23 protein-coding genes are annotated in these 25,369 nt (G+C 72.9%); 14 read left to right on the forward strand and 9 right to left on the reverse strand.

Going from position 1 to position 25,369, the window contains the following annotated elements; genetic code table 11:
* Window positions 1-333: 333 nt before the first annotated feature.
* The 3 genes from ACFVST_RS16555 to ACFVST_RS16565 form a co-directional block, all read right to left on the reverse strand.
* Window positions 334-996 (reverse strand): hypothetical protein, encoded by a 663-nt coding sequence (locus tag ACFVST_RS16555; RefSeq protein ID WP_390151656.1) that lies wholly within the window; start codon window positions 994-996, stop codon window positions 334-336.
* A 39-nt stretch (window positions 997-1,035) separates the two neighbouring features.
* The gene (locus ACFVST_RS16560; RefSeq protein WP_390151659.1) at window positions 1,036-1,635 is read right to left on the reverse strand and encodes a histidine phosphatase family protein; all 600 of its coding nucleotides are present in this window, start codon (window positions 1,633-1,635) and stop codon (window positions 1,036-1,038) included.
* A 78-nt stretch (window positions 1,636-1,713) separates the two neighbouring features.
* Complete coding sequence (locus ACFVST_RS16565) at window positions 1,714-2,922, reverse strand: pyridoxal phosphate-dependent aminotransferase (RefSeq protein WP_390151662.1); 1,209 nt, start codon at window positions 2,920-2,922, stop codon at window positions 1,714-1,716.
* Window positions 2,923-3,051: 129 nt separating this feature from the next.
* Here ACFVST_RS16565 and ACFVST_RS16570 point away from each other — a divergent pair, with 129 nt between their 5' ends.
* Window positions 3,052-3,711 carry a winged helix-turn-helix transcriptional regulator gene (locus ACFVST_RS16570; protein WP_390151665.1) on the forward strand — a complete coding sequence of 220 codons (660 nt, stop codon included), beginning with the start codon at window positions 3,052-3,054 and terminating at the stop codon, window positions 3,709-3,711.
* Window positions 3,712-3,723: 12 nt separating this feature from the next.
* On the opposite strand, the gene ACFVST_RS16575 is transcribed toward ACFVST_RS16570, so the two are convergent.
* The 3 genes from ACFVST_RS16575 to ACFVST_RS16585 form a co-directional block, all read right to left on the reverse strand.
* Complete coding sequence (locus tag ACFVST_RS16575) at window positions 3,724-5,544, reverse strand: ABC transporter ATP-binding protein (RefSeq protein WP_390151847.1); 1,821 nt, start codon at window positions 5,542-5,544, stop codon at window positions 3,724-3,726.
* 111 nt (window positions 5,545-5,655) lie between these two features.
* On the reverse strand, window positions 5,656-7,425 hold the full coding sequence (locus ACFVST_RS16580; RefSeq protein WP_390151668.1) for an ABC transporter transmembrane domain-containing protein: 1,770 nt from the start codon (window positions 7,423-7,425) through the stop codon (window positions 5,656-5,658).
* A 130-nt stretch (window positions 7,426-7,555) separates the two neighbouring features.
* Window positions 7,556-7,831: an acyl carrier protein gene (locus tag ACFVST_RS16585; protein WP_390151671.1), complete on the reverse strand. Its 276-nt coding sequence runs from the start codon at window positions 7,829-7,831 to the stop codon at window positions 7,556-7,558.
* Window positions 7,832-8,079: 248 nt separating this feature from the next.
* Between ACFVST_RS16585 and ACFVST_RS16590 the strand changes: the two genes are divergently transcribed.
* Window positions 8,080-8,499, forward strand: a complete 420-nt coding sequence (locus tag ACFVST_RS16590; protein WP_390151673.1) for a VOC family protein — start codon at window positions 8,080-8,082, stop codon at window positions 8,497-8,499.
* A gap of 55 nt (window positions 8,500-8,554) precedes the next feature.
* Window positions 8,555-9,481, forward strand: coding sequence for a HipA family kinase (locus tag ACFVST_RS16595; protein WP_390151676.1), 927 nt, complete (start codon window positions 8,555-8,557; stop codon window positions 9,479-9,481).
* A gap of 84 nt (window positions 9,482-9,565) precedes the next feature.
* Here the strand turns inward: ACFVST_RS16595 and aceB are convergent, their stop codons facing one another.
* Window positions 9,566-11,188: a malate synthase A gene (gene aceB, locus ACFVST_RS16600; protein ID WP_390151679.1), complete on the reverse strand. Its 1,623-nt coding sequence runs from the start codon at window positions 11,186-11,188 to the stop codon at window positions 9,566-9,568.
* A 630-nt stretch (window positions 11,189-11,818) separates the two neighbouring features.
* Between aceB and ACFVST_RS16605 the strand changes: the two genes are divergently transcribed.
* Window positions 11,819-12,160: a DUF5955 family protein gene (locus tag ACFVST_RS16605; RefSeq protein WP_390151682.1), complete on the forward strand. Its 342-nt coding sequence runs from the start codon at window positions 11,819-11,821 to the stop codon at window positions 12,158-12,160.
* A gap of 41 nt (window positions 12,161-12,201) precedes the next feature.
* Here ACFVST_RS16605 and ACFVST_RS16610 read toward each other — a convergent pair whose 3' ends face one another.
* Window positions 12,202-12,999, reverse strand: a complete 798-nt coding sequence (locus ACFVST_RS16610) for an IclR family transcriptional regulator (RefSeq protein ID WP_390151684.1) — start codon at window positions 12,997-12,999, stop codon at window positions 12,202-12,204.
* 393 nt (window positions 13,000-13,392) lie between these two features.
* Here ACFVST_RS16610 and allB point away from each other — a divergent pair, with 393 nt between their 5' ends.
* The 5 genes from allB (at window position 13,393) to ACFVST_RS16635 (ending at window position 18,933) form a co-directional block, all read left to right on the forward strand.
* Window positions 13,393-14,745 carry an allantoinase AllB gene (gene allB, locus ACFVST_RS16615; protein ID WP_390151687.1) on the forward strand — a complete coding sequence of 451 codons (1,353 nt, stop codon included), beginning with the start codon at window positions 13,393-13,395 and terminating at the stop codon, window positions 14,743-14,745.
* 5 nt (window positions 14,746-14,750) lie between these two features.
* On the forward strand, window positions 14,751-15,863 hold the full coding sequence (alc, locus tag ACFVST_RS16620; protein WP_390151690.1) for an allantoicase: 1,113 nt from the start codon (window positions 14,751-14,753) through the stop codon (window positions 15,861-15,863).
* 128 nt (window positions 15,864-15,991) lie between these two features.
* Window positions 15,992-16,807: an AIM24 family protein gene (locus tag ACFVST_RS16625; protein ID WP_390151693.1), complete on the forward strand. Its 816-nt coding sequence runs from the start codon at window positions 15,992-15,994 to the stop codon at window positions 16,805-16,807.
* 170 nt (window positions 16,808-16,977) lie between these two features.
* Window positions 16,978-17,397 carry a ribonuclease domain-containing protein gene (locus ACFVST_RS16630; RefSeq protein ID WP_390151696.1) on the forward strand — a complete coding sequence of 140 codons (420 nt, stop codon included), beginning with the start codon at window positions 16,978-16,980 and terminating at the stop codon, window positions 17,395-17,397.
* Between the two features lie 207 nt (window positions 17,398-17,604).
* Window positions 17,605-18,933: an alpha/beta fold hydrolase gene (locus tag ACFVST_RS16635; protein WP_390151698.1), complete on the forward strand. Its 1,329-nt coding sequence runs from the start codon at window positions 17,605-17,607 to the stop codon at window positions 18,931-18,933.
* Between the two features lie 10 nt (window positions 18,934-18,943).
* On the opposite strand, the gene ACFVST_RS16640 is transcribed toward ACFVST_RS16635, so the two are convergent.
* On the reverse strand, window positions 18,944-19,951 hold the full coding sequence (locus ACFVST_RS16640; protein WP_390151701.1) for a Gfo/Idh/MocA family oxidoreductase: 1,008 nt from the start codon (window positions 19,949-19,951) through the stop codon (window positions 18,944-18,946).
* A 305-nt stretch (window positions 19,952-20,256) separates the two neighbouring features.
* Between ACFVST_RS16640 and ACFVST_RS16645 the strand changes: the two genes are divergently transcribed.
* The 5 genes from ACFVST_RS16645 to ACFVST_RS16665 all read left to right on the forward strand — a co-directional run bounded on the left by ACFVST_RS16645 (window position 20,257) and on the right by ACFVST_RS16665 (window position 25,109).
* Window positions 20,257-21,261 (forward strand): sugar ABC transporter substrate-binding protein, encoded by a 1,005-nt coding sequence (locus ACFVST_RS16645; protein ID WP_390151704.1) that lies wholly within the window; start codon window positions 20,257-20,259, stop codon window positions 21,259-21,261.
* Window positions 21,261-22,328 carry an ABC transporter permease gene (locus ACFVST_RS16650; RefSeq protein WP_390151707.1) on the forward strand — a complete coding sequence of 356 codons (1,068 nt, stop codon included), beginning with the start codon at window positions 21,261-21,263 and terminating at the stop codon, window positions 22,326-22,328. The genes ACFVST_RS16645 and ACFVST_RS16650 overlap by 1 nt, the downstream gene beginning before the upstream one ends.
* A gap of 5 nt (window positions 22,329-22,333) precedes the next feature.
* The gene (locus ACFVST_RS16655) at window positions 22,334-23,206 is read left to right on the forward strand and encodes an ATP-binding cassette domain-containing protein (protein ID WP_390151850.1); all 873 of its coding nucleotides are present in this window, start codon (window positions 22,334-22,336) and stop codon (window positions 23,204-23,206) included.
* A 62-nt stretch (window positions 23,207-23,268) separates the two neighbouring features.
* Window positions 23,269-24,465, forward strand: coding sequence for an ROK family glucokinase (locus ACFVST_RS16660; protein ID WP_390151710.1), 1,197 nt, complete (start codon window positions 23,269-23,271; stop codon window positions 24,463-24,465).
* Complete coding sequence (locus tag ACFVST_RS16665) at window positions 24,462-25,109, forward strand: sugar kinase (protein ID WP_390151712.1); 648 nt, start codon at window positions 24,462-24,464, stop codon at window positions 25,107-25,109. The genes ACFVST_RS16660 and ACFVST_RS16665 overlap by 4 nt, the downstream gene beginning before the upstream one ends.
* The last annotated feature ends 260 nt before the right edge of the window (window positions 25,110-25,369 follow it).

Genomic DNA, 25,369 nt, shown 5'->3' on the forward strand with positions numbered 1-25,369 from the left:
TTTATAACACCCCCCCCCCCAGCCCCGCACCCGGGGCCCGGGCATGGGTCCCCCCGCTTTTCCGGCACCCGTCCGCCCACTCAGCCGAGGCGGTACGGGTCGCCGTGACCTGCCAGTGCGGCGGCGGGTCCAGGCCGCCCGCGGCACGGCTGTCACCCGGGCGCCGGCACAGGCGACGGTGAGCAGCGGACCGGCGAGTACGGCACCGCCGAACAGTCCGAACAGTCCGAACAGGCCGAGTAGGCCGAGTGGGGTGCGGCGGTGCGGGCGGGCCGGTGAACTCGCCGGTGGGCGTGGGCCGTTGGGGGATGCGGAGACTTCGGGCCGGGGCGGTCAGGCGCGGCGCGGGGAGGCCAGGAGGTAGCGGCGGGCGGTGCGGGGCTCGGTGTGCTCTCCGGTCTGCCAGCCCGCCGCCTCCAGTGCCGCCGCACACCGCCGCAGCTCCCCGGGCCCCGGCGCGTCCACCGCGACGGCCTCCGGCTGAGGGGTGGCCGTCACCCGGTACCCGGGGCGGGACGGCAGCCGGGGCGGGCAGCCGGCGGCCTCCAGGGCGAGCGCGGCGGCCTGCACCAGATGCGTACGCTCCCAGCCGCAGGGCAGTTCGGTGGCGCCGTCCGGGCGGGTCATCCGGCGCAGCTCCAGCAGCCCCTGCCAGGCGGACCGCACCTGCCGCGCCCGCTCGGCCCCACCGTCCGCCCCGTCCCCGTCGCCGTCCGGTCCGTCTTCGGTACCGGTGCGGGCGGTGAACGGGGCCTGTACGGCGGCCGGTTGACCGGGTGGGGGAGTGGCGGGCGGTGACGGCGGCTGGGCGGGCTGCTCGCGGAGGCGGTGGCCGGCCGGGGTGAGGAAGTGGTCGTGCGGCGGGCGGGGGTGGCGGAAGGCGAGACCGAGGCGGACCAGGGCGGCCAACTGCGCCGGGGTGCCGCGGACCCGCCCGGTGTCCGGGGCGGCGGCGGCGATCAGCCGCCGCTGCGCCGCCGTCGGCTGACGTGCCATCGCGCCCCTCCCGTCCGTCCACCCCTGCTGATGTGCAGCCTACGTTCGGGGTCTGACATTCCAGCCGGCGAGCACCGGCCGCCCGTGCTCGGTGCTGAGGCGGCACACCGTGCCCGTCGCCAACTGGAACAGCGCGCCCTGCCGCGGGCCGAGGCCCAGGCGGCGCGCGGTGAGCACCCGCAGGAAGTGGCCGTGCGCCACCAGGACCACGCTGCCCTCCGCGTTGCCGAGGGCCGCGTCCACCGTGGACAGCATCCGGTCGGCCCGCGTCCCCACCTCCTCGGGGCTCTCCCCGGGGTGCTCGGGGCCGCCCGGCTCCACCCCGTCCTCGAAGAGGTACCAGCCGGGGCGGCCGCGGTGGATCTCGGCGGTGGTGACCCCCTCGTAGGCGCCGTAGTCCCACTCGCGGAGGTCGGGGTCGACGCGGGCGCCGGGGAGGCCGGCGAGTTCCGCGGTGCGGCGGGCGCGGAGCATGGGGCTGGTGAAGGCCGCCGCGATGTGGTGCGAGGTGAGCAGCGGGGCGAGGGCGCGGGCCTGTGCCTCCCCGTCCTCGGTGAGCGGCACATCGGTGAAGCTGGTGTGCCGTCCCGAGCGCGACCACTCGGTCTCGCCGTGCCGGACGAGCAGCAGGTCACCCATCGCGGCCTCCCTTCCTCGTACGGTCCGGGCCGCTCCTCCGATCTTCGCCGATCGGCGCGGTACGCACCCGTCGGCCGCCTACTGCCGGTACCCGGCGAGGAAGCGGCCGATGCGGCTGATCGCGGCGTCCAGGTCGTCGGCGTGCGGGAGGGTGAGGATGCGGAAGTGGTCGGTGTGCGGCCAGTTGAAGCCGGTGCCCTGGACCACCTGGATCTTCTCCCGCAGCAGCAGGTCCAGTACGAAGCGCTCGTCGTCGTGGATGGGGTGCACCGCGGGGTCGATGCGGGGGAAGGCGTAGAGGGCGCCCCGCGGTTTGACGCAGGAGACGCCGGGGATCTCGTTGAGCTTCTGCCAGGCCCGGTCCCGCTGTTCGCGCAACCGGCCGCCGGGCGCGGTGAGTTCACCGATGGTCTGCCGTCCGCCGAGCGCGGCCTGGATGGCGTACTGGGCCGGGGCGTTGGCGCACAGGCGCATGGAGGCGAGCATGGTGAGCCCCTCCAGATAGTCCCGGGCCTGCCGCCGGGGTCCGCTCACCACCAGCCAGCCGGAGCGGAATCCGGCCACCCGGTAGGTCTTGGAGAGGCCGCCGAAGGTGAGTATCACCAGGTCGGGGGCGAGCGCCGCGGCCGGATGGTGCACGGCGTCCTCGTAGAGGATGCGGTCGTAGATCTCGTCCGCGAAGACCATCAGCCCGTGGCGGCGCGCCAGGTCGAGGACGCCCTCCAGCACCTCGCGCGGATAGACCGCGCCGGTGGGGTTGTTGGGGTTGATCAGGACGAGGGCCTTGGTGCGGTCGGTGATCTTGGCGGCCAGATCGGCGAGGTCCGGGTACCAGTCGGACTGCTCGTCGCAGAGGTAGTGCACGGGGGTGCCGCCCGCGAAGGTGGTGACGGCGGTCCACAGCGGGTAGTCGGGCGCGGGCACCAGGATCTCGTCGCCGTCCTCGACCAGCGCCTGTACGGCCATCGACACCAGTTCGGAGACGCCGTTGCCGAGGAAGATGTCGTCCACCCCGGCCTCGACGCCCATCTCCTGGTAGCGCTGGGCGACGGCGCGGCGGGCGGAGAGGATGCCGCGGGAGTCGGTGTAACCGTGGGCGCTGGGCAGCATCCGGATCATGTCCTGGACGATCTCCTCCGGCGCCTCGAAGCCGAACAGGGCGGGATTGCCGGTGTTGAGGCGGAGCACGCTGTGGCCTGCCTCCTCCAGGGCGTCGGCCTGCTCGATGACGGGTCCCCGGATCTCGTAGCAGACGTCGTTGAGCTTGCTCGACTGCCGGAACTCCATGCGGTGGCCTCCAGACCGGTGCGGCGGGCGCGCGCCCCGGCCGGCGACTGCGGCACCACGGAACACGACTGGCTTGGTTTTACCAAGCAGCGGCTTGGAAAGTCCAACGACATGTCTAGACTGCGGTCCATGCCACGTCAGCCACGACAGCCGGGACGCCGCAGCTACGACCAGTTCTGCGCCGCGGCCCGCGCCCTCGACGCCGTCGGTGACCGCTGGACCCTGCTCATCGTCCGCGAACTCCTCGCCGGGCCCAGGCGCTACACCGATCTGCACGCCGATCTCGTCGGCGTCTCCACCGACATGCTCGCCACCCGGCTGCGCGACATGGAGCGCGACGGCATCGCCACCCGCCGCCGCACCCCGCCCCCCACCGCCGCCCGGGTGTACGAACTGACCGAGCGGGGGCGGGAGTTGAGGCCGGTGCTGGAGGCCCTGGGCACCTGGGGCGCACTCGAACTGGACGAGCCGCGCCCCACCGACGCGGTCCGCGCCCACTGGTTCGCCCTGCCCCTGCACACCCTGCTGACGCGCCTCGGCGTACCCGGCACCGCCGAAGTCCGCCTCCCCGAAGGCGAGTTCCACCTCCTCCTCGGCACCTCCGCCGACCACCCCGGCCCCCTCCACGGCGACGGCCCCGCCCCCACCGAACCCGACGCCCGCCTCACCCTCACCACCACCGACTGCGCCCGACTCGCCGACGGCAGCCTGGAGTTGGCGGAGGCGGTACGCGGCGGACGGGTGGCCGTCACCGGCGAGGGCGCGCTGGCCGAGGCGCTGCGGGGGTGACCACGGAGGCGACTACGGCGGCGGCTCGCCGTGCCAGGACCGCCAGAGCGCGGCGTAGGCACCACCGCTGGCCAACAGCCCTTCATGGGTGCCGAGTTCGGTGATACGGCCGCCCTCCAGCACGGCGATCCGGTCGGCGTCGTGCGCGGTGTGCAGCCGGTGCGCGACGGCGATGACGGTGCGCCCTTCGAGTACGGCGGCCAGTGCGCGTTCGGTACGGCGTGCGGTGCGCGGGTCCAGGAGGGCGGTGGCCTCGTCCAGTACCAGGGTGTGGGGGTCGGCCAACACCACTCGGGCCAGGGCGAGTTGCTGTGCCTGGGCGCCGTCGAGGCGATGTCCGGCGGCGCCCAGTTCGGTGTCCAGGCCGGCCGGCAGTTCCTCGGCCCACTCGGCACCCACGGCCGCCAGGGCGGCCCGGAGTTCGGTGTCGGTGGCGGCCTCCGCGGCGATCAGCAGATTGTCCCGGACCGTGCCGAGGAAGACATGGTGCTCCTGGGTGATCAACACGACCTGACGGCGCAGCACTTCGGGCCCCAGCTCGCGGATGGGGACCCGCCCGACCGTCACCGTGCCGGTACGGGGCGCGTCGATGCCCGCGAGCAGCTTGCCCAGGGTGGACTTGCCCGCGCCGGAGGGGCCGACGATCGCCAGCCGTTCGCCCTCCCGCACGGTCAAGTCGACACCGTGCAGCACATCACCGGCACCGTCATAGGCGTAGCGCACCCCGGTCAGCTCGATCCGGCCGTCGGCGGGGACACCGGAGCCGCCCTCGGGCGGCCGGGGCACCTGCGCCAGGGGGTGTCTCCCCGATCTTCGTGGATCAGGCCGCGGCGTCTGGTGCGTGCTCTCGGTGTGCCGGTCAAGCGCCCTCGTACTGGACGTACTTGGGCGTTTGGCCGGTGCGGCGAGAGTGCGTGCCAGGCGTCGCGGGCCCGCGAAGATCGGGGAGACACCCCCTAGCCCCTCGACCCGGGCGAACGACGCGCTGCTGCCCTGTAGTTGCTCCAGCCGCTGGAGGATGGTGTCCAGTGGGGCGGACAACTGCCGCAGATACACCGCGGACGCGACCACCGCCCCCAGGCTCATCGCGCCGTGCCGGTGCAGTATCCCGCCGACGAGCAGCACACCCGCCACCGGCACGGCATGGGAGACGTCCACCGACGGGAGGAGCACGCTGCGCAGGGACAGTGTCCGCATCCGGGTGCGCCGGCACCGCTCGATCGCCGCCCCGCAGGCGCTGATCCGCCGCTGCTCCAGGCCGAAGGCCTCCACGGTGCGCGCCCCGGAGGCGGTGGCCGCCACGAGTTCCGCCAGCACCGAATTCGCGGCCCCCTCGGCGAGATAGGCGCTGCGCGCCCGGCGCAGATACCAGCGGCCGGCGAACCAGATGCCGCTCAGGCCCACCACCGCGCAGGCGCCGAGCAGCGGGGCGAGGGCGAAGACCGCGCCGAGGACGAACAGCGCCTGCACCGCGGCGATCAGCACATCCGGCCCGATGTCGCGCAGGGTCACGGCGACCGAGGCGACATCGGTGGTGCCGCGGGTGGTCACATCCCCCGTCCCGGCGCGCTCCACGACCGACGGGGGCAGCCCCAGCACCCGGCCGGTGAACCGCTCCCGGACCCGTGCCGAGGTCCGCTCACCGAAGCGGTCCCCGACCAGCCGGGCGTACCGCGTCAGCACCAACTGGGCTGCCGCGCAAAGGGCGATGGCGAGTGCGAACCGGTCGACGGCCGCCACCCCGCCGCCCGCCCCGACCGCGTCGATGATCCGGCCGAGCAGCCACGGGCCGGCCAGACCGGCAGCGACCGCCAGCGCGTTCAGGGCGATCAGCGTGGCGAAGGCCCCCCCGCTCCAGGCGGATCAACTCGACCGCCGCACGCCGCAGTTGGGACGGCTCCGCGACCGGCAGTGGCCCGGCGGCGGACTGCTGCGGGTGGCCGGTCATCGCACGACCTGTCGCTCAGGCTGTCCAGGGTCGTCCGTTCCATCCGGTCCATCCGGGTCCGTCCCGTCCTCCGCGCCCCGCGAGACCAGCCTGCGGTAACCGGGCTCGCCCCGGAGGAGTTCCCGATGGCTTCCGGTGGCGGACACCTCGCCGCCCACCAGGTGGTACACCACATCCGCCTGATCCAGCAGCAGCGGTGAGGTGGTGGTGACCACGGTGGTACGGCCCTCGCGCGCGGCACGCAGCCGGGCGGCGACCACCGCCTCGGTGTGCGCGTCCAGCGCCGAGGTGGGCTCGGTCGCCAGCAGGACCTCGGGGTCGGCCAGCAGCGCCCGCGCCAGGCGGACGCGCTGCCGCTGGCCACCGGAGAGATTGCGGCCCTGGGCGTCGACGGGAGAGTCCAGCCCTTCGCGCAGGCCGAGCAGGATGTCCTCCGCCGCGGCCGCGCGGACGGCACCGGTCAGGGCGTCGTCGTCCGGTTCCCGGCGGCCCGCGACGGCCTCGCGCAGGGTGCCGGCGAACAGTTCGGCCTCGCCGTCCGCGAGCAGGACGCGCGCCCGGACCTGCTCCAGCGCGATGTCCTCCAGCCGCAGCACGCCCCAGGTCGCCTCGGTGCGCGTGAACCGGCCCAGGCGGTCCAGCACCTCCGCCGTCTCCGCCGCCCGAGCACCGACCAGCGCGGTCAGTGCGCCGGGTGCCACCTCGACACCGGAGACCGGGTCACGCATCACGGACGGCGGTCCGGGGGCGTCGGCTCCCGCCGCGGGGTCGGCGGTGCCGGGTTCCAGGTCCAGGAAACGGAGCAGACGCCGGGCGGCGACCAGCCCGCGACCGAGATCGGAACCGCCCTCGATGAAGAACGACACCGGCACCACGAGAACCGCGACATACCCGTAGACCGCCACCAACTCCCCGACGGTGATGGCGCCTTGGGCCGCCATCCGGGCGGCGAGCCAGGTGACCGCGGCCAGGAACAGCATCGGCAGCCCGGCACCGAGAGCACCGATCCAACTGGTCACCGCGGCGACCCGGTACCCCTGCTCCCTCAGCGCCTGCGAATCGCGGCGGTAGCGCTCGGCGTACACCTCCTTGCCGCCGAGACCGCCCAGGACGCGCAGTCCGCCGACGATGTCCCCGAAGCGGGCCGCGAGCCCGCCCTGCTGCTCCCGGTACACCGACTGCACCCGCTGCAACCGGCCCAGCAGCGGCCCGAGGACCAGCGCGAGCAGCGGTACCCCCAGCAGTACGACCACGGCGAGCAGCCAGGAGACGGAGAGCAGGAACGCGGCGACGACGGCGCAGGCGACCACGGCGCCGACCCCGGGGCCGGTGATGGTCAGGGTGTTCGCCATCGCCGCGGCATCACCGAAACCGATGGTGACCACCTCCCCGGCCGCCACCCGCCGCGGCAGCACCGCCCCCAGCCGCGTCGCGTGTGCCACCACGACCCGCACCGTGCGGAAGGAGGCGTCCTGCCGGACCCGGGTCATCGTGCGATGCCGCAGCACGGCCAGCCAGGCGTTCACCACCCCCACCCCCAGCAGCACCGCACACCAACCGGCCAGCACTCCCGTGTGTCCCGGCTCCAGCCCCTCGTCCACCGCGTGGTCGAGCACCAGGGGAGGCAGTGTCAGACCGACCATCCACGCGCTGCCCAGGACCGCCCCGGCCGCGCACCGCCCGCGCTGACAGGTGATCAGCCACCACAGATACCGGCCGGGTCCGCGCCGGTCCGGGGTCTCCTGCGCTGCGGACGTATCGGTCATCCACCGCACCCTAGGCCAACGGGCAGGAGCGCGAGGGGAGTTGGGGCGGCGAACGGGTGTGGTCAGGACCTCCGTGAGGACCAGGGCCGCGTGGTGAGGCAGATCCCGGTGACCGACACCGTGCGGCGCGTCACTCGGTGGCCGGTGCGGTGTGCTCGTCCGCGGTGCGCTCGTCCAGCAGTACGGCGGCCTCGGCGACCGTCAGCGCGGGGGTCAACTCGCTTTCGATGTCCGGGAGTTCGCGACCGAAGCGCTCCTCCAGCACCACCGCGGTCTCGGCCAGCTCCAGGGAGCCCAGGTCGAGTTCGGCGAAGGTCATGGCGGGGGTGACCTCCTCCGGCCCCAGACCGAAGTGCTCCGTCATCACGGCGATCAGCTGGGCCTGCATGGCGGTGGTACTGCTCATCTGTCCTCCTGGAGCTGGGCGAAGGGGGCCGTATGCGCACCGGCTTCACCGGGTCGAGGAGTCGGATGCCGTCGCACGCCGCGGTCACGCTAGGCCGCCCGCGCCTCCCGGGGGACCGGCCGCGCGGCCCACCGCGGCCAGGTGCACCGGCACAGAGCAATGCGCTGATCGAACGATCGTCGTGAATCCCGGAGACCGGACCGCTCGGTCACCGGGACCGCTCCGGGTGCGGCCTATCCTGCGTGACCATGGAGAACACCACGACCACCACCGCCATGTCCCTCTTCCACCATGTCGGCCTCTTCCCCACCGACTTGGCGGCCACCGAACGCCTCTACACCGCCGCTCTCGCCCCGCTGGGCATCGTCGCCGGCTCTCTGACCGACGACGGCATCGAGTACTGGCACCGGGAGAGCGACACCCCCTCCTTCTGCCTCAGCCGACCGGACGGCCCGCGGGCGGTGAGCCGCGGTATGCATCTGGCGTTCACCGCCGACAGCCGCGCCGAGGTGGACGCCTTCCACACCGCCGCCCTCGCCGCCGGTGCCACCTCCCGGCACGCCCCCCGCCGCTGGCCCGAGTACCGCGCCTACTGCGCCTTCGTCACCGACCTCGACGGCAACAACGTCGAGGCGGTGTTCAAGGAGCCGGCGCCGGAGGCCGGTTGAGGGGCGGGGGCGGTCATGGCTCTGCGGGGTGGCCGACCCGGTTAGCCTGGGCCGCATGTTGAGAGAGGTCACCGCGGGGCGTTATGTGGAGCCGCTGACGGCGGGGGGTTCGGTGCCCGGTGTGGTGGAGGCGGACGATCTGGGCACCTATGTGGTGAAGTTCACCGGTTCCGCGCAGGGGCGCAAGGCGCTGGTGGCCGAGGTGATCGTGGGGGAGCTGGCGCGACGGCTGGGGCTGCGGGTGCCGGAGCTGGTGCGGGTGCGGTTCGATCCGGCGGTCGCCGCGGACGAGCCGCACCAGGAGGTGCAGGATCTGCTGCGGGCCAGCGCCGGGCTCAATCTGGGCATGGATCTGCTGCCGGGGGCGCGGGACTTCACCCCGGAGGTGGCGCGGGACTTCACGGTGGATCCGGTGGAGGCGGGGCGGGTGGTGTGGCTGGACGCCCTCACGGCCAACGTGGACCGCACCGTGCACAGTTCGAACCTGATGGTGTGGCCGGTGTCCGCGTCCCGGGAGCCCCGGTTGTGGCTGATCGACCATGGCGCCGCCCTCGTCTTCCACCACCGCTGGGACGCCCACGCCCCGCGGGCCGCCGCCGGGAAGCGCTATGACTTCCGCCACCACGCGCTGGGCGGTTTCGCGCCCGACACCCGGGCCGCGGACGCCGAGTTGGCTCCGCGGGTGACGGGCGAGCTGCTGCGCGAGGTGGTGGCGCTGGTGCCGGACGAGTGGCTGCCCGCGGAGGCCTCCTTCGCCGGGCCGGATGAGCTGCGCGAGGCCTATGCGCAGCATCTGGAGGCACGGGCCCGGGTCTCCGCCGAGTGGCTGCCGACGGACTTCCCGAGCCGGGCGGAGCTGATCGCGGAGGACGCCCGCCGGGCCGAGGCCCGCCGCGCCGGACGTCCGGGCTGGCTGAAACGGGTCCCCGATCTGCACGGCAGACCGGCGGCGGCCCCCGACTGGTCGGCCCACCTGGAGTGATCCCGGTGACATGAAACGGGCGGCACCCTCGGACCCGCCAAGGCCCCTGGGTGCCGCCCGTTCCGGTACGGCGGTACGGCCGGGTCAGCCGCGGAGCTGCTCGTACGCGGGCAGGGTGAGGAAGTCCGCGTAGTCCTCGTCCAGGGCGACGGTGAGCAGCAGGTCGTGGGCCTGCTGCCAGCGGCCCGCGGCGATGGCCTCCTCGCCCAACTCGGCGCGGATGGCGTCCAGTTCGCGGGCGGCGACCTCGCGGGCCAGCTCGGGGGTGACGCGCTCGCCGTTCTCGAAGACCACCCCGGCGTTGATCCACTGCCAGATCTGGGAGCGGGAGATCTCCGCGGTGGCGGCGTCCTCCATCAGGTTGAAGATGGCGACGGCGCCGAGGCCGCGCAGCCAGGCCTCGATATAGCGGATGCCGACCTGGACGGCGTTGACCAGCCCGTCGTAGGTGGGCTTGGCGTCCAGGGAGTCGACGGCGATGAGATCGCCGGCGGCCACCGAGACGTCCTCGCGGAGGCGGTCCTTCTGGTTGGGCTTGTCGCCGAGCACCTTGTCGAAGGACTCCATGGCGATCGGGACCAGGTCGGGGTGGGCCACCCAGGAGCCGTCGAAGCCGTCGCCCGCCTCGCGGTCCTTGTCGGCGCGGACCTTCTCGAAGGCCACCTTGTTGACCTCGGGGTCCCGCCGGGAGGGGATGAACGCGGCCATACCGCCGATGGCGTGCGCACCCCGCTTGTGGCAGGTGCGGACCAGGAGTTCGGTGTAGGCGCGCATGAACGGGGCGGTCATGGTGACCGCGTTGCGGTCCGGCAGCACGAACTTGGCGCCGCCGTCACGGAAGTTCTTCACGATGGAGAAGAGGTAGTCCCAGCGGCCCGCGTTCAGCCCGGAGGCGTGGTCGCGCAGCTCGTAGAGGATCTCCTCCATCTCGTAGGCGGCGGTGATGGTCTCGATCAGGACGGTGGCGCGGACGGTGCCCTGGGGGATGCCGACGTAGTCCTGCGCGAAGACGAAGATCTCGTTCCAGAGGCGGGCCTCCAGGTGCGACTCGGTCTTCGGCAGGTAGAAGTACGGGCCCTTGCCGAGGTCGAGCAGGCGCTGCGCGTTGTGGAAGAAGTAGAGGCCGAAGTCGACCAGGGCGCCGGGGACCGGGGTGCCGTCGAGCTGGAGGTGCCGCTCGTCGAGGTGCCAGCCGCGGGGGCGCATCACCACGGTGGCGAGCTGCTCGTCCGGCTTGAGGGCGTAGGTCTTGCCGCTGCGCCCGTCGGTGAAGTCGACCCGGCGGTGGTAGGCATCCTTCAGGTTGACCTGGCCGAGGACGACGTTCTCCCAGGTGGGGGCGGAGGCGTCCTCGAAGTCGGCGAGCCACACCCGGGCGCCGGAGTTGAGCGCGTTGATGGTCATCTTGCGGTCGGTGGGGCCGGTGATCTCGACCCGGCGGTCCTCCAGCGCGGCGGGCGCGGGGGCGACCCGCCAGGAGTCGTCGGCGCGGATCGCCGCGGTCTCCGGGAGGAAGCCGATGGTGGAGGTGCGGGCGATCCGGTCGCGGCGCTCGGCGCGGAGCGCCAGCAGTTCGTTCCGTCGCGGGGTGAAGCGCCGGTGCAGCTCGGCCACGAAGGCGAGGGCCGCGTCCGAGAGCACCTCGTCCTGCCTGGGCAGCGGGGTGGCGTCGACGATGTCCAGCGGAGAGGGCGCTGGTGCGGACATGAGCTGTCACTTCCTTCAGCGAGTCAGCGAACTTCTGGGGCGTGCCGGGCGGCCGCCGGGGCACCCTCCATGGTGGACATGGTGCGGCGGCGCGCCGGGGCAGAACTCACCAGGGGCGTGGGAGCTGCCCGGCACGGGGTGCCAGGGATCCGGGATACGGCCGTCGGACGCCGATCCCCGGTAATGGCAGGGAACGGCGCTTCTGAACAGTGGATAGTAGTTTCCTTATGGTGGAAGTTCAATGGTTTGTTGACGTCGAGATTCTTCCTGTCGACACAATGTGTCGCCCAGTGCCAGCCCCCTCACTCCAAGTGGGCCAGATCCGCGGGGTGTCGATGTCGTACGCCGCCACCACCTCCGGATAGGCGCGCCCCGGTGCGCCGCAGCCCACCGGCACGCCCGGCGTACGGTACGGCTGCGCGCGCCCTCGGTGTCCCGCAAGACCGGTATCTCCCCTGCCATTTCCGTCACTTGAGTGGCGAAAGGCGCACCGCGTAGCGTTTACTGTCCGCCAACCCGGGGCCACTGTCGGTGGTCGGCCGCCGTTCGGTGCGCCCGGGTCCGGGGTGGGAGACGAGCGGAGCGAGGTCGCACCGTGGGGTGCGAGGGGGAGGGCTTGTGCTACGGATCATGGGGCGGCCCGCGGTGGCGGGCGGCGACGGGGAGCGGGCCGCGCGGATCGGCGCCTTGCAGTGCGCCATCGGCCGGCTGCGCGGCGAACTGGCCGCGCATCCCGCCGAGTTCATAGACCGGGCCATCGCCGAGGACGAGCTGGCCGTGCTCGCCGGGCTGGCGCGCGAGCAGCCGCCGCAGCCCGCCGCGCTGCGCCGCTCGCTGCTGGTGGTGGCCGCCGCCGTCGGCTCGGTGAGCGCCCTCGCCGGCGGACTGGCCGAGGTGCGCGTCGCGGTGGACCTGCTCGACCTGCCCGCCGCGGACGACCCCCGCACCCCTCAGCCGCCGTACGAGGTCTGACGGGGCGCGTCCAACCGGCGCCCGGCGAGGGGCAGTTGGGGTCAGGCGGCGGGGCCCGAGCTGGCGAGGGCCTCGGAGAGTTCCGCGGCGATGCTCTGGAGCACCGGCACGATCTTCTCGGTGGCGGTCTCGGTGACCCGGCCGGCCGGGCCCGAGATGGAGACGGCGGCCGGGGTGGGGGAGTCGGGCACGGTCACCGCGATACAGCGCACCCCGATCTCCTGCTCGTTGTCGTCCATGGCGTAGCCGAGGTGGCGCACCTCCTCCAGCGCGTCCAGGAAGCCGTCCGGGGTGGTGATGGTCTTCTCGGTGGTGGCCGGCATTCCGGTACGGGCCAGCAGGGCGCGTACCTCCTCGGCCGGGGTGTGCGCGAGCAGCGCCTTGCCGACGCCGGTGGCGTGCGGCAGGACCCGCCGCCCCACCTCGGTGAACATCCGCATCGCGTGCTTGGACGGCACCTGCGCCACATAGACGATCTCGTCGCCGTCCAGCATGGCCATATTGGCGGTCTCGCCGGTCTCCTCGACCAGCCGGGCCAGATAGGGGCGGGCCCAGGTGCCGAGCAGCCGGGAGGCGGACTCGCCGAGCCGGATCAGCCGGGGGCCCAGGGAGTACCGGCGGTTCGGCTGCTGCCGTACATAGCCGCAGGCGACCAGGGTGCGCATCAGGCGGTGGATGGTGGGCAGCGGCAGGCCGCTGGCCGCGGAGAGTTCGCTGAGGCCGACCTCGCCGCCCGCGTCCGCCATCCGTTCCAGCAGGTCGAAGGCGCGCTCCAGGGACTGGACGCCGCCGGTGGCGGCGGGCTTGGCGTCGTTGGTGGCGATGGACGACCTCGGCACGGCGCGTTCCTTTCGGGCCTGCGAACTGGCTGCGTACGGGGCGCCGGCCAGGGCGGACGGCTGCGGACGGACAGGGAGGAGCCTACCCGCCGCCCGGGCCCCGCCGACGGCGCCCACCGGTGGGTTCTCGCCGGTCAGGGGTGCTTTGTCCGGTGTTCCGCGGGCCGATTCCGGGAGGGGTTGACGCTTGGATTGTGCATAGCTACGTTCTGTCTTACGGAATTCTAATTCCACTTTGTGGAAACGTCTAGAGGGTGGCGCCTCCCCTTCCGGTGGCGCGGGGCCCCCTTGACGGGGTGCCGGCCGGGGGGGAAGACTTTCAACAGAACGTTGAAATCCGCTGGACGGAGACGTGCATCAGGCACGTGCCCCGCGGTACCGAGAGGGGTCCGGGTGTCCGAGGTCGAACTGGTGGTGCGCTCCCGCCGCGCCGTCCTGCCCGAGGGGGTCCGCGCGGCCCAGGTCGCCGTCTCCGGCGGCCGCATCGAGGCCGTCCTGCCCTACGAGGCGGACGTACCCGAGGGCGCCCGCGTCGAGGACACCGGTGACGCCATGCTGCTGCCGGGCCTGGTCGACACCCATGTCCACGTCAACGACCCGGGCCGCGCCGAGTGGGAGGGCTTCTGGACCGCCACCCGCGCCGCGGCCGCCGGCGGCATCACCACCCTCATCGACATGCCGCTCAACTCCCTGCCGCCGACCACCACCACGGCCAACCTCCGCACCAAGCAGGAGGTGGCCCGCGGCAAGGCCCATATCGACGTCGGCTTCTGGGGCGGCGCCCTGCCCGACAACGTCAAGGACCTGCGGCCGCTGCACTACGCCGGGGTCTTCGGCTTCAAGTGCTTCCTCTCGCCCTCCGGCGTCGAGGAGTTCCCCGAGCTGGACCAGGCCCAACTCGCCGTGTCCATGGGGGAGATCGCCGGTTTCGGCGGCCTGCTCATCGTGCACGCGGAGGACCCGCGGCAGCTCGCCGCCGCCCCCCACCGGAGCGGCCCCCGCTACGCCGACTTCCTCAGCAGCCGCCCCCACAGCAGCGAGGACACCGCCGTCGAGGGCCTGATCGCCCTGGCCAAGCGGCTCGGCGCCCGGGTCCATGTACTGCATCTGTCCTCCGCCGCCGCGCTGCCGCTGATCGCCGCCGCCAAGCGCGAGGGCGTCCGCCTCACCGTCGAGACCTGCCCGCACTACCTCACCCTGACCGCCGAGGAAGTCCCGGACGGCGCAAGCGAGTTCAAGTGCTGCCCGCCGATCCGGGAGGCCGCCAACCAGGACCTGCTGTGGGCGGCGCTCGCCGACGGCACCATCGACTGCGTGGTCACCGACCACTCGCCCTCCACCGTCGACCTCAAGACCGAGGACTTCGCCACCGCCTGGGGCGGCATCTCCTCGCTCCAGCTCAGCCTCGCCGCCGTCTGGACCGAGGCGCGGCGCCGCGGCCACACCGTCGAGGACGTGGTCCGCTGGATGTCCGAGCGCACCGCCCGGCTCGCCGGCCTCGGCGGCAAGGGCGCCATCGAGGCCGGCCGCGACGCCGACTTCGCCGTCCTCGATCCCGAAGCCACCTTCATCGTGGACCCCGCCGAGCTCCAGCACCGCAACCGCATCACCGCCTACGCGGGCCGCACCCTGCACGGCGTGGTGCGCGAGACCTGGCTCCGCGGCCGCCGTATCTACACGGCCGACCCGGCCGCCGGCGCCACCTTCACCGAGCCCACCGGCCGACTCCTGGAAAGGAAGAACTGATCAACGTGACGGCGAACCAGACCTTCACCGGCGACGCGAACCCCTACGGCGGCGGCGACCCGTACGCCGACTACCGCTCCACCGACCTCCCCTTCACCCGCTACGCCAACCTCGCCGACCGTCAGCTCGGCGCCGGAGTCATCGCCGCCAACGACGAGTTCTTCGCCCAGCGCGAGAACCTTCTGCTGCCCGGGCGCGCCGAGTTCGACCCGGAGGCCTTCGGCCACAAGGGCAAGGTCATGGACGGCTGGGAGACCCGCCGCCGCCGTGGCGTCTCGGCCGAGCACCCCTGGCCCGCCGAGGGCGACCACGACTGGGCCCTGGTCCGCCTCGGCGCCCCCGGCGTCATCCGCGGCATCGTCGTCGACACCGCGCACTTCCGCGGCAACTACCCGCAGGCCGTCTCCGTCGAGGCGGTCGCCGTGGACGGCGCCCCCACCCCCGAGGAACTCCTCGCCGACGACGTCAAGTGGACCACCCTGGTACCCCGCACCGCGGTCGGCGGCCACGCGGCCAACGGCTTCACCGTCGAGGTCGAGCAGCGCTTCACCCACCTCCGCGTCAGCCAGCACCCCGACGGCGGCATCGCCCGTCTGCGGGTCCACGGCGAGGTCGTACCGGACCCGGCGTGGGTGCGGGCGCTCGGCACCTTCGACGTGGTGGCCCTGGAGAACGGCGGCAGCGTCGAGGACGCCTCCAACCGCTTCTACTCCTCGCCCGTCAACACCATCCAGCCCGGCCGCTCCCGCAAGATGGACGACGGCTGGGAGACCCGCCGCCGCCGCGACCAGGGCAACGACTGGATCGAGTACAAGCTCGCCGGGCACAGCGAGATCCGCGCCCTGGAGATCGACACCGCCTACCTCAAGGGCAACGCGGGCGGCTGGGCCTCCGTCTCGGTCAAGGACGGCGAGGGCGGCGAGTGGGTCGAGGTGCTGCCCCGCACCCGCCTCCAGCCCGACACCAACCACCGCTTCGTCCCGGCCGAACCGGTCCGCGGCACCCACGCCCGCATCGACATCTACCCCGACGGCGGCTTCTCCCGCCTGCGCCTCTTCGGCGGCCTCACCGAGTACGGCATCGCCCGGCTGACCGCCCGCCACCAGGAACTCGGCTGACACCCCCGGGCTGAACTCCCCACGGCCCGGGGCGGGTTGACGCCCGCCCCGGGCGGATGGGGAACCGCCGCGGGCGTCCGCTCGTTGGGCCGGGCGGAAGCATCGAGTACGCGCCGAGGAGCCCGCCCGTGACGCTGCACCAAGAGATCGTCGGCAACGCCATGCAGATGGCCGTGGTCACCCTGCAGCCGGGCCAGACCGTGTACTGCGAGGCGGGCAAGTTCCTCTTCAAGACCACCGACGTCAGCATGGAGACCCGGCTCTCCGGACCCGGCGGCCCGGGCGGCGGCCAGCAGGGCGGCGGGGGCGGCGGCATGGGCGGGATGCTGCGCCAGGCCATGGGCACCGCCATGCAGGTCGGCCAACGCGCCCTGGCCGGCGAGTCGTTGGCCTTCCAGTACTTCACCGCGGGCCGCGCCGAGGGCACGGTGGGCTTCGCCGGGGTGCTGCCCGGGGAGATGCGCGCCCTCGAAGTGAGCGGCGGCCGGGCCTGGTTCGCGGAGAAGGACGCCTTCGTGGCCGCCGAGTCCAGCGTCGAGTTCGGTATCGCCTTCCAGGGCGGGCGGACCGGGATGAGCGGCGGTGAGGGCTTCATCCTGGAGAAGTTCACCGGCCACGGCACCGTCATCATCTGCGGCGCGGGCAACTTCATCGACCTCAACCCGGCGGAGTTCGGCGGCCGCATCGAGGTCGACACCGGCTGCGTGGTCGCCTTCGAGGAGGGCATCCGATACGGCGTCGAGCGCGTCGGCGGGCTCAACCGGCAGGGCCTGATGAACGCGGTCTTCGGCGGCGAGGGCCTCTCCCTGGCCACCCTGGAGGGCGACGGCCGGGTCATCCTCCAGTCGCTCACCATCGAGGGCCTGGCCAACGCCCTCAAGAAGGCACAGGGCGGCGACAAGCAGGGCCCCACCGGCGGCCTCTTCTCCACCCACGCCGGCTGACGGCAGGTCAGGGCACCGCGGCCCGGGGAACGCAGGCCCACACCCCGCTGGACCGTCCGGCCGGATTCTCAAATTCCACTCAGGCCCGCGAGTGAACATCGTGAACACCCGGAGAAATCCGTGTACTTGTCATTGACACCCCATGGTCTACGCGCGTCATGCTAAGAGTCATGAGATTCCCCCCACGTATTCTCAGCGCCCCTGTCCTCGCCGTCGCACTGCTCGCCGGTGGCTCCGTCGCCGCCGCGAACGCCGCACCGTCCCCCGTCCACCACGCCACCGCCGTCTCCCACCAGGTGCGGTCGGCCGGCGACATCTGCTACTCCGAGCTGCCCTCCCAGGCCCACGACACCCTGGACCTCATCGACCAGGGCGGCCCCTTCCCCTACAAGCAGGACGGCACCGTCTTCCAGAACCGTGAGGGCGTCCTGCCGGACCAGGACACCGGCTACTACCACGAGTACACGGTCATCACCCCCGGCTCCCCGACCCGCGGTGCCAAGCGCATCGTCACCGGCGAGCGCAGCCAGGAGGACTACTACACCTCCGACCACTACGCGACCTTCGATCTGGTCGACTTCGGCTGCTGACGGGCCCCACAACGGCGGCCGGGACGGGACCCCCACCCCGCCCCGGCCGTCTTCCCACTCCCGCACGAACAGGCCCGGGAGAGACTGGCGGCGCTCGGGGAGCGCGAGCACGAGGTGGCGGTGGCGGCAGGGCGCGGCGAGAGGAGCTGACGCCCTCCGTGACACGACCTGGTGCCGCGTCGACCGGACCTGGTATCGAAGGGGGCGATGAGCGCTGCGCCCGACACCACGCACCCGACCGGTCCGGCCCCTGCCGAGGGGCCTGTGAGTTACCGGCACGACGGCATGGTCTGTACCGATCACATTCTGGATGTGCCGCTGGACCACGCGCGGCCCGACGGCCGGACCATCCGGATCTTCGCCCGCGAGGTGGTCGCCGCCGGGCGGGAGCAACAGGCGCTGCCCCGGCTGCTGTTCCTCCAGGGCGGACCCGGCGGGCGGGCCGACCGGCCGAACGCGCCCGGTGCCTGGCTGGCGCGGGCCCTCAAGGAGTACCGGGTGGTGCTGCTCGACCAGCGCGGTACGGGGCGCTCGACGCCCGCCGACCGCACCACCCTCGCCGGGCACGGGGACGCGGCGGAGTATCTGAGCCACTTCCGGGCCGACTCCATCGTGCGGGACGCCGAGTCGCTGCGGCGCCACCTCCAGGGCGAGGAGCCGTGGAGCGTCCTGGGGCAGAGCTTCGGCGGGTTCTGCGCGGTGACCTATCTAGGGCTGGCGCCGGAGGGGCTGCGGCAGGTGTGCGTCACCGGCGGGCTGCCCGCCCTCGACGGTCACGCCGACGACGTCTACCGCGCCGCCTACACCCGCACCCTCGCCCACAACGAGCGCTACTTCGCGCGCTATCCGGGCGACCAGCGCCTCGCGGACGCGGTCGCCGCCCATCTCGCCGCGCACGAGGTGCGGATGCCCTCGGGGGAGCGGCTGAGCGTGCGGCGCTTCCAGAGCGCCGGCATCACCTTCGGCACCGCCTCCGGCTTCGACACCCTGCACTACCTGCTGGAGTGCGCCTTCGTCGGCACCCCCGCGGGACCGGCGCTCTCCGACCCGTTTCTGCGCGGCCTGGACTCGGTGCTGTCCTTCGCGCCGCGCCCGCTCTACGCGCTGCTGCACGAGCCGATCTACGCCCAGGGCGGCCGGGCCACCGACTGGTCGGCGCACCGGACGCGGGCGGAGTTCCCGGCCTTCGACGCGGACGGCGGCGGGCCGCTGCGCTTCACCGGCGAGATGATCTACCCCTGGCACTTCGAGGAGGACCCGGCGCTGGTGCCGCTGCGCGAGGCCGCCGACCGCCTCGCCCGCCGCACCGACTGGCCCGCCCTCTACGACCCCGGCCGCCTCGCCCGCAACACGGTGCCGGTGGCGGCCGCGGTCTACCACGACGACATGTTCGTGGACCGGGAGCACTCGCTGGCCACCGCCGCCCGGATCCGCGGTCTGCGCCCCTGGATCACCAACGCCCATGCCCATGACGGGCTCCGCGCCGACGCGGCCGTACTGGACCGGCTGCTGGCGATGGTGCGCGGCGAGATCTGAGCGGCGCTGGTCAGGGGCCGCCGGGGATCTCGGTGAGGGCGACCGGGCGGTGGTGGGTGCGGGACAGTGCGCAGGCCTCCGCGATCCGCAGGGCGTGCAGTGCCTCCCGCCCGTCGCAGGGATTGGCCCGCTCGCCCCGTACCACGTCCACGAACGCGGCGAGTTCGGCCTCGTAGGCGGCGGCGAACCGCTCCAGGAAGCCGGGCCAGGGCCGTTCGGCGGGCGGCGGCCCGGACGGTTCGGTGGACGCGATCGGCGTACGGTCGTCCAGCCCCACCGCCAACTGGTCCCATTCCCCGGCCAGTTCCATCCGTACGTCGTATCCGGCGCCGTGGCAGCGGGTGGCGGTGGCGGTGGCGAGGGTGCCGTCGTCGAGGGTGAGGACGGCGGCCGCGGTGTCCACGTCGCCCGCCGCGCGGAACATCTCGCCGCCCGCGTCCGAGCCGACGGCGTACACCTCCCGCACCTCGCGGCCGGTGATCCAGCGCAGCGCGTCGAAGTCGTGCACCAGGCAGTCCCGGTACAGGCCGCCGGAGAGCGGCAGATAGGCGGCGGGCGGTGGCGCCGGGTCGGAGGTGACGGTCCGTACGGTGTGCAGCCGGCCGAGCTTGCCGGCGCGTACCGCCTCCCGGGCCGTGGTGTAGCCGGTGTCGAAGCGGCGCTGGAAGCCGAGTTGGAGCACGGTGCCGGCCGCCTCGACCTCGGCCAGGGCGGCCAGGGTGCCCGCCAGGTCGGGCGCGACGGGCTTCTCGCAGAACACCGGCAGCCCGGCCCGTGCGGCCCGGGTGATCAGTTCGGCGTGCGCGGCGGTGGCGGTGGTGATCACCACGGCGTCCACACCCCAGGCCAGTACCTCGTCCGCACTCGGGGCGACCACCGCGCCGAGCCGCCGGGCGAGCCGGGTGGCCCGCTCCGGGTCGGCGTCCGTGACCAGCAGCGAGCCCACCTCGCGGTTGCGGCTCAGGGCGGCCGCGTGGAAGCCGCCGATCCGGCCCGTCCCGATCAGTCCGATGCGCATCCACCCAACGTGACCGGGCCACTTCACGCTGTCAATCTCACCTCCCCCCGCGGGCCGTACGCTCGAACACCGCTCCGGCCCCCGCCCCGGGATCGTCATGTACGGGCAAACCATTGACGTAGCGTGCCGCCGCCGCTACAACTCGTGCAGCCCTGCCGGAGCCCGTTCCCACCGGCGGTACCCGATGGCCGGGCCCCGGTCACCGGTGTCCGATACTGGGGGACCGGGCCGCTGACCAGGCCCCCCGGCGCCGACCCGGCGGCGGGTGCGACGACACGTAGGAACAGCAGAAGGGCAGCGACCACGTGGCACGGTTTCGGACCTGGGCAAGCCTCGCGCTGGCGGGAGCCCTCGGCCTCTCCCTGGCCGGGTGCAGCAGTACCGGCGGCAAGCGCGCCGAGGACGCCCGCAAGGCGGCCGCGGCCCAGGGCAGGGCCGCGGTGAACACCCCCCGCTGGACCTTCGCCATGGTGACGCACTCCGGTGACGGCGACACCTTCTGGGACATCGTCCAGAGCGGCGCCAAGCAGGCCGCGGTGAAGGACAACATCAAGTTCCTCTACTCGCACCACGACGAGGCCCAGCAGCAGGCCCAGCTCATCGACGCCGCCGTGGACAAGAAGGTCGACGGCCTGATCGTCACCCTCGCCAAACCGGACGCGATGAAGGCCGCCGTGGCCCGCGCCGAGAAGGCCGGCATCCCCGTGATCACCGTCAACTCCGGGGTCGCCGAGTCGAAGAAGTTCGGCGCCCTCACCCATGTCGGGCAGGACGAGACGGTCGCCGGTGAGGCCGTCGGCGACGAACTGAACAAGCGCGGCCGCAAGAAGGCCCTCTGCGTCCTGCACGAACAGGGCAACGTCGGCCACGAGCAGCGCTGCGCCGGAGCCAGGTCCCACTTCAAGGGCAAGATGCAGAGCCTCTACGTGGACGGCACCAACATGCCCGACGTACGGGCGTCCATCCAGGCCAAGTTGCAGGCCGACAAGTCCATCGACACCGTCCTCACCCTGGGCGCGCCCTTCGCCGACGCGGCCGTGCAGGCCGGGAAGGACGCCGGGAGCAAGGCCGAGGTGGACACCTTCGACCTCAACGCCAAGGTGGCCGCCGCCCTCAAGGCCGGCACCCTCGGCTTCGCCGTCGACCAGCAGCCCTACCTCCAGGGCTATCAGGCCGTCGACCTGCTGTGGCTCTACCGCTACAACAAGGACGTGCTCGGCGGCGGCAAGCCCGTACTGACCGGACCGCAGATCATCACCGAGAAGGACGCCGGGGCGCTGGCCGACTACACGAAGCGGGGTACCCGCTGATGAGCGGCCCCGTCACCGCCCCGGCGCCATCGCCCGACGCCGAACAGGCCGCCGACGAACGGCTGTTGCGGACCTCGCCGCTGCGCCGGCTGCTCGGCCGGCCCGAACTCGGCTCCGTCGTCGGCGCGTTCGCCGTCTTCGTGTTCTTCGCCTTCGCCGCGGACAGCTTCCTGCGCGCCGGCAGCCTCTCCACCGTGCTCTACGCGGCGTCCACCATCGGCATCATGGCGGTGCCGGTGGCGCTGCTGATGATCGGCGGCGAGTTCGACCTGTCCGCGGGTGTGCTGGTGACCAGTTCCGCGCTGGTCTCCTCGATGTTCAGCTACCAGATGACGGCCAATGTCTGGGTCGGCGTCGGTGTCTCCCTGCTGGCCACGCTCGCCATCGGCGCCTTCAACGGGGTGATGCTGACCCGCACCAGGCTGCCCAGCTTCATCATCACCCTCGGCACCTTCCTGATGCTGACCGGGCTGAACCTCGGCTTCACCAAGCTGATCAGCGGCACCGTCTCCACCAAGTCGATCTCCGACATGGAGGGCTTCGACTCGGCCCGCGCCCTCTTCGCCTCCACGTTCACCCTGGGCGGCGTCGACTTCAAGATCACCATCGTGTGGTGGCTGCTGCTGGTCGCCGCCGCCACCTGGATCCTGCTCCGCACTCGCGCCGGCAACTGGATCTTCGCCGTCGGCGGCAACAAGGACGCGGCCCGCGCGGTCGGCGTCCCTGTCACCGCCACCAAGATCGGCCTCTACCTCGGCGTCGCCTTCGGCGCCTGGGTCTCCGGGCAGCATCTGCTGTTCTCCTTCGACGCGGTGCAGTCCGGCGAGGGCGTCGGCAACGAGCTCATCTACATCATCGCGGCCGTCATCGGCGGCTGCCTCATCACCGGCGGCTACGGCTCCGCGGTGGGCTCCGCGGTGGGCGCCCTCATCTTCGGCATGACCAGCAAGGGCATCGTCTTCGCCGAGTGGGACCCGGACTGGTTCAAGTTCTTCCTCGGGGCGATGCTGCTCCTGGCGACCCTGCTCAACGCATGGGTCCGCAAGCGCGCGGAGGCGACCGCATGAGCGACATGACCGAAGACGAGCCCAACGGCCCCGCGGAGGCGGTGAGTTCGGCCGGCGGTCCGCTGGTGGAGCTCGCGGACGTCAGCAAGTTCTACGGCAACATCCGCGCCCTGGAAGGCGTCTCGCTCCAGGTGCACGCCGGGGAGATCACCTGCGTCCTCGGCGACAACGGCGCCGGCAAGTCCACCCTGATCAAGATCATCGCGGGACTGCACCGGCACGACGGCGGCGACTTCCGCATCGACGGCGAGGACACCCGCCTCGGCTCGCCCCGCGAAGCCCTCGACCGCGGCATCGCCACCGTCTACCAGGACCTCGCCGTGGTCCCGCTGATGCCGGTCTGGCGGAACTTCTTCCTCGGCTCCGAACCCACCCGCGGCCGCGGCCCCCTCAAGCGGCTGGACGTGGCCCGGATGCGCGCCACCACCCACGCCGAACTGCTCCGCATGGGCATCGACCTGCGCGACGTCGACCAGCCCATCGGCACCCTCTCCGGCGGCGAGCGCCAGTGCGTGGCCATCGCCCGCGCCGTCTACTTCGGCGCCAAGGTCCTCGTCCTGGACGAGCCGACCGCCGCCCTCGGCGTCAAGCAGTCCGGCGTCGTCCTCAAGTACGTGGCCGCGGCCCGGGACGCCGGCCTCGGCGTGGTCCTCATCACGCACAACCCGCACCACGCCTACCTGGTGGGCGACCGCTTCGTCCTGCTCAAGCGCGGCACCATGGCCGGCAGCCACCTCCGCGACGCGATCACCCTGGACGAGCTCACCCGCCAGATGGCGGGCGGCAGCGAACTGGACGACCTGCGCCACGAACTCGAACGCGCCCCCGTCCCCACCCACCTCGGCGGCCGTCCGGTGCCCGGCGCCGACCGGCCGTGACCCGTACGTCCCTGAGCGGCGCGTTGTGCGCCGCGGGGGGCGGGTGAGGCAGAATCGGCGCGATGAGCACCTACCGCGACCTGCCACTGCCGCGTGCCCTGGGCGCCGCCCGGGCCGGGGTGACACCCAGGGGCGCAGCGCGGGCCACCGTGCTGCGGACCGTCCAGGCCCGCGAGCGCCGCTCCCACCTCTCGGCGCCCCGGGTCCCGACCGTCGGCATCGACATCGGCGGCACCAAGGTCATGGCGGGTGTGGTGGACGCGGACGGCGCCATCCTGGAGAAGGTGCGCACCGAGACCCCCGACAAGTCCAAGAGCCCGCAGGCCGTCGAGGACACCATCGTGGAACTCGTCCTCGACCTGTCCGACCGGCACGATGTGCACGCGGTGGGTATCGGCGCCGCGGGCTGGGTCGACGCCGACCGCAACCGCGTCCTCTTCGCCCCCCATCTGTCCTGGCGGAACGAGCCCCTCCGGGACCGGCTCTCGGGCCGGCTCGCGGTTCCCGTCATGGTCGACAACGACGCCAACACCGCCGCCTGGGCCGAGTGGCGCTTCGGCGCCGGACGCGGCCAGGACCACCTGGTGATGATCACCCTCGGTACCGGCATCGGCGGCGCGATCCTGGAGGACGGCCGGGTCAAACGCGGCAAGTACGGGGTGGCGGGCGAGTTCGGCCATATGCAGGTGGTGCCCGGCGGCCACCGCTGCCCCTGCGGCAACCGCGGCTGCTGGGAGCAGTACAGCTCCGGCAACGCCCTGGTCCGCGAGGCCCGCGAACTGGCCGCGGCCGACTCCCCGGTGGCGCACAACATCATCGAGCGGGTGCAGGGCTCCGTCCCCGACATCACCGGCCCCCTCATCACCGAACTGGCCCGCGAGGGCGACGCGATGTGCGTCGAACTGCTCCAGGACATCGGGCAGTGGCTCGGCGTAGGCATCGCCAACCTCGCCGCCGCGCTCGACCCGCAGGGCTTTGTCATCGGCGGCGGGGTCAGCGCCGCCGACGACCTGCTGATCGCCCCCGCCCGGGACGCCTTCCGCCGCCACCTCACCGGCCGTGGCTACCGGCCCGAGGCCACCATCGCCCGCGCCCAACTCGGGCCCGAGGCCGGCATGGTCGGCGCCGCCGATCTGGCCCGCCTCGTCGCCCGCCGCTTCCGCCGCGCCAAGCGCCGCCGCGTCGAGCGCTATGAACGCTACGAGCGCTACGCCGAGGCCCGCCGCACCCCCAGCACCCCGCAGGACAGCCAGCAGTGAACCCCGCCGACACCGACACCGATGCCCGCAGCGGCCCGACCGACCCGAACGAGCCGGACGCCCCGACCGACCCGGGCACCGGAACCGACTCCGGGACCGGCTCCGCGTCGTCCCCGGTCGAGGACCGCCGGCATATGGTCCGGCGCCGCGCCCTCACCCTGCTGATCATCGTGCTGCTCATCGGCGTCCCCGCCGGCTACCTGGTGATCTCCGCCAACCAGAGCCGCAACAGCGGACGGGACAAAGAGGACAAATACTCCGCCACCGGCCTCACCGGCGGCGCCCCCTCCAAACTCCAGCGCCGCCTCTACAACGTCCCCCTCCCGTACGAGCACGGCGCCGCCCAGACCTACGAGACCAACAACTGGAAGGTGAGCCGCCTCTACGTGGAGTTCCTCACCACCAACGACGGACTCACCGCCTTCCTGCGGGACATGGGCTCCGGCATGGACAAGCTCCGCCCCGGCCGCGACGCCATCGCCGCCCGCGACCGCCGGATCGCCGACTGGGACTTCAGTGGCGCCGGCAAGTGGTCCCAGGTCACCGTCAAGCTCCAAGCCCCCCGCCCCACCGTCCAGTTGGTCGTCAACCGCGCCAACCCGCGCTATCCGCAGGTGTACTTGGTCTCCAGGACGACGCCCTGAGAGGGGCGGCGGTGGCCTGACGGTCGGGTGACCGGTGCCGCGACGTCCGGCGCGAGGTCGGAATGGGCGGTTCCGTGCGGCCGTCCCCGGTGCGGAACGACACTCTCCGCTCGCCTCCCCTCCACCTCCGCCGCCGCCCGCCAAGGGCATACGGACTGGTCAGGGCCGGTTGTCGGTGGGCGCCCGTAGAGTCGGAGGGGTCGTGGGCCGGTGCCGGTCTGGTGGAGTGCCGTGCCGTGGTGCCGCCGCCCTGTCGGGTG

This window comes from Streptomyces sp. NPDC058045 (assembly GCF_042885635.1).
Classification (GTDB): Bacteria; Actinomycetota; Actinomycetes; order Streptomycetales; family Streptomycetaceae; genus Streptomyces.

Excerpts from the sequence above, each read along its gene's own strand:
- ACFVST_RS16660 (WP_390151710.1), top strand. The coding sequence starts at position 23,269 with ATGAGCACCTACCGCGACCTGCCACTGCCGCGTGCCCTGGGCGCCGCC.
- ACFVST_RS16655 (WP_390151850.1), top strand. The coding sequence starts at position 22,334 with ATGACCGAAGACGAGCCCAACGGCCCCGCGGAGGCGGTGAGTTCGGCC.
- ACFVST_RS16635 (WP_390151698.1), top strand. The coding sequence starts at position 17,605 with ATGAGCGCTGCGCCCGACACCACGCACCCGACCGGTCCGGCCCCTGCC.
- ACFVST_RS16595 (WP_390151676.1), top strand. The coding sequence starts at position 8,555 with ATGTTGAGAGAGGTCACCGCGGGGCGTTATGTGGAGCCGCTGACGGCG.
- ACFVST_RS16650 (WP_390151707.1), top strand. The coding sequence starts at position 21,261 with ATGAGCGGCCCCGTCACCGCCCCGGCGCCATCGCCCGACGCCGAACAG.
- ACFVST_RS16640 (WP_390151701.1), bottom strand. The coding sequence starts at position 19,951 with ATGCGCATCGGACTGATCGGGACGGGCCGGATCGGCGGCTTCCACGCG.
- ACFVST_RS16555 (WP_390151656.1), bottom strand. The coding sequence starts at position 996 with ATGGCACGTCAGCCGACGGCGGCGCAGCGGCGGCTGATCGCCGCCGCC.
- ACFVST_RS16590 (WP_390151673.1), top strand. The coding sequence starts at position 8,080 with ATGGAGAACACCACGACCACCACCGCCATGTCCCTCTTCCACCATGTC.
- ACFVST_RS16580 (WP_390151668.1), bottom strand. The coding sequence starts at position 7,425 with ATGACCGATACGTCCGCAGCGCAGGAGACCCCGGACCGGCGCGGACCC.
- ACFVST_RS16565 (WP_390151662.1), bottom strand. The coding sequence starts at position 2,922 with ATGGAGTTCCGGCAGTCGAGCAAGCTCAACGACGTCTGCTACGAGATC.
- ACFVST_RS16585 (WP_390151671.1), bottom strand. The coding sequence starts at position 7,831 with ATGAGCAGTACCACCGCCATGCAGGCCCAGCTGATCGCCGTGATGACG.
- ACFVST_RS16605 (WP_390151682.1), top strand. The coding sequence starts at position 11,819 with ATGGGGCGGCCCGCGGTGGCGGGCGGCGACGGGGAGCGGGCCGCGCGG.
- ACFVST_RS16630 (WP_390151696.1), top strand. The coding sequence starts at position 16,978 with ATGAGATTCCCCCCACGTATTCTCAGCGCCCCTGTCCTCGCCGTCGCA.
- ACFVST_RS16560 (WP_390151659.1), bottom strand. The coding sequence starts at position 1,635 with ATGGGTGACCTGCTGCTCGTCCGGCACGGCGAGACCGAGTGGTCGCGC.
- aceB (WP_390151679.1), bottom strand. The coding sequence starts at position 11,188 with ATGTCCGCACCAGCGCCCTCTCCGCTGGACATCGTCGACGCCACCCCG.
- ACFVST_RS16570 (WP_390151665.1), top strand. The coding sequence starts at position 3,052 with ATGCCACGTCAGCCACGACAGCCGGGACGCCGCAGCTACGACCAGTTC.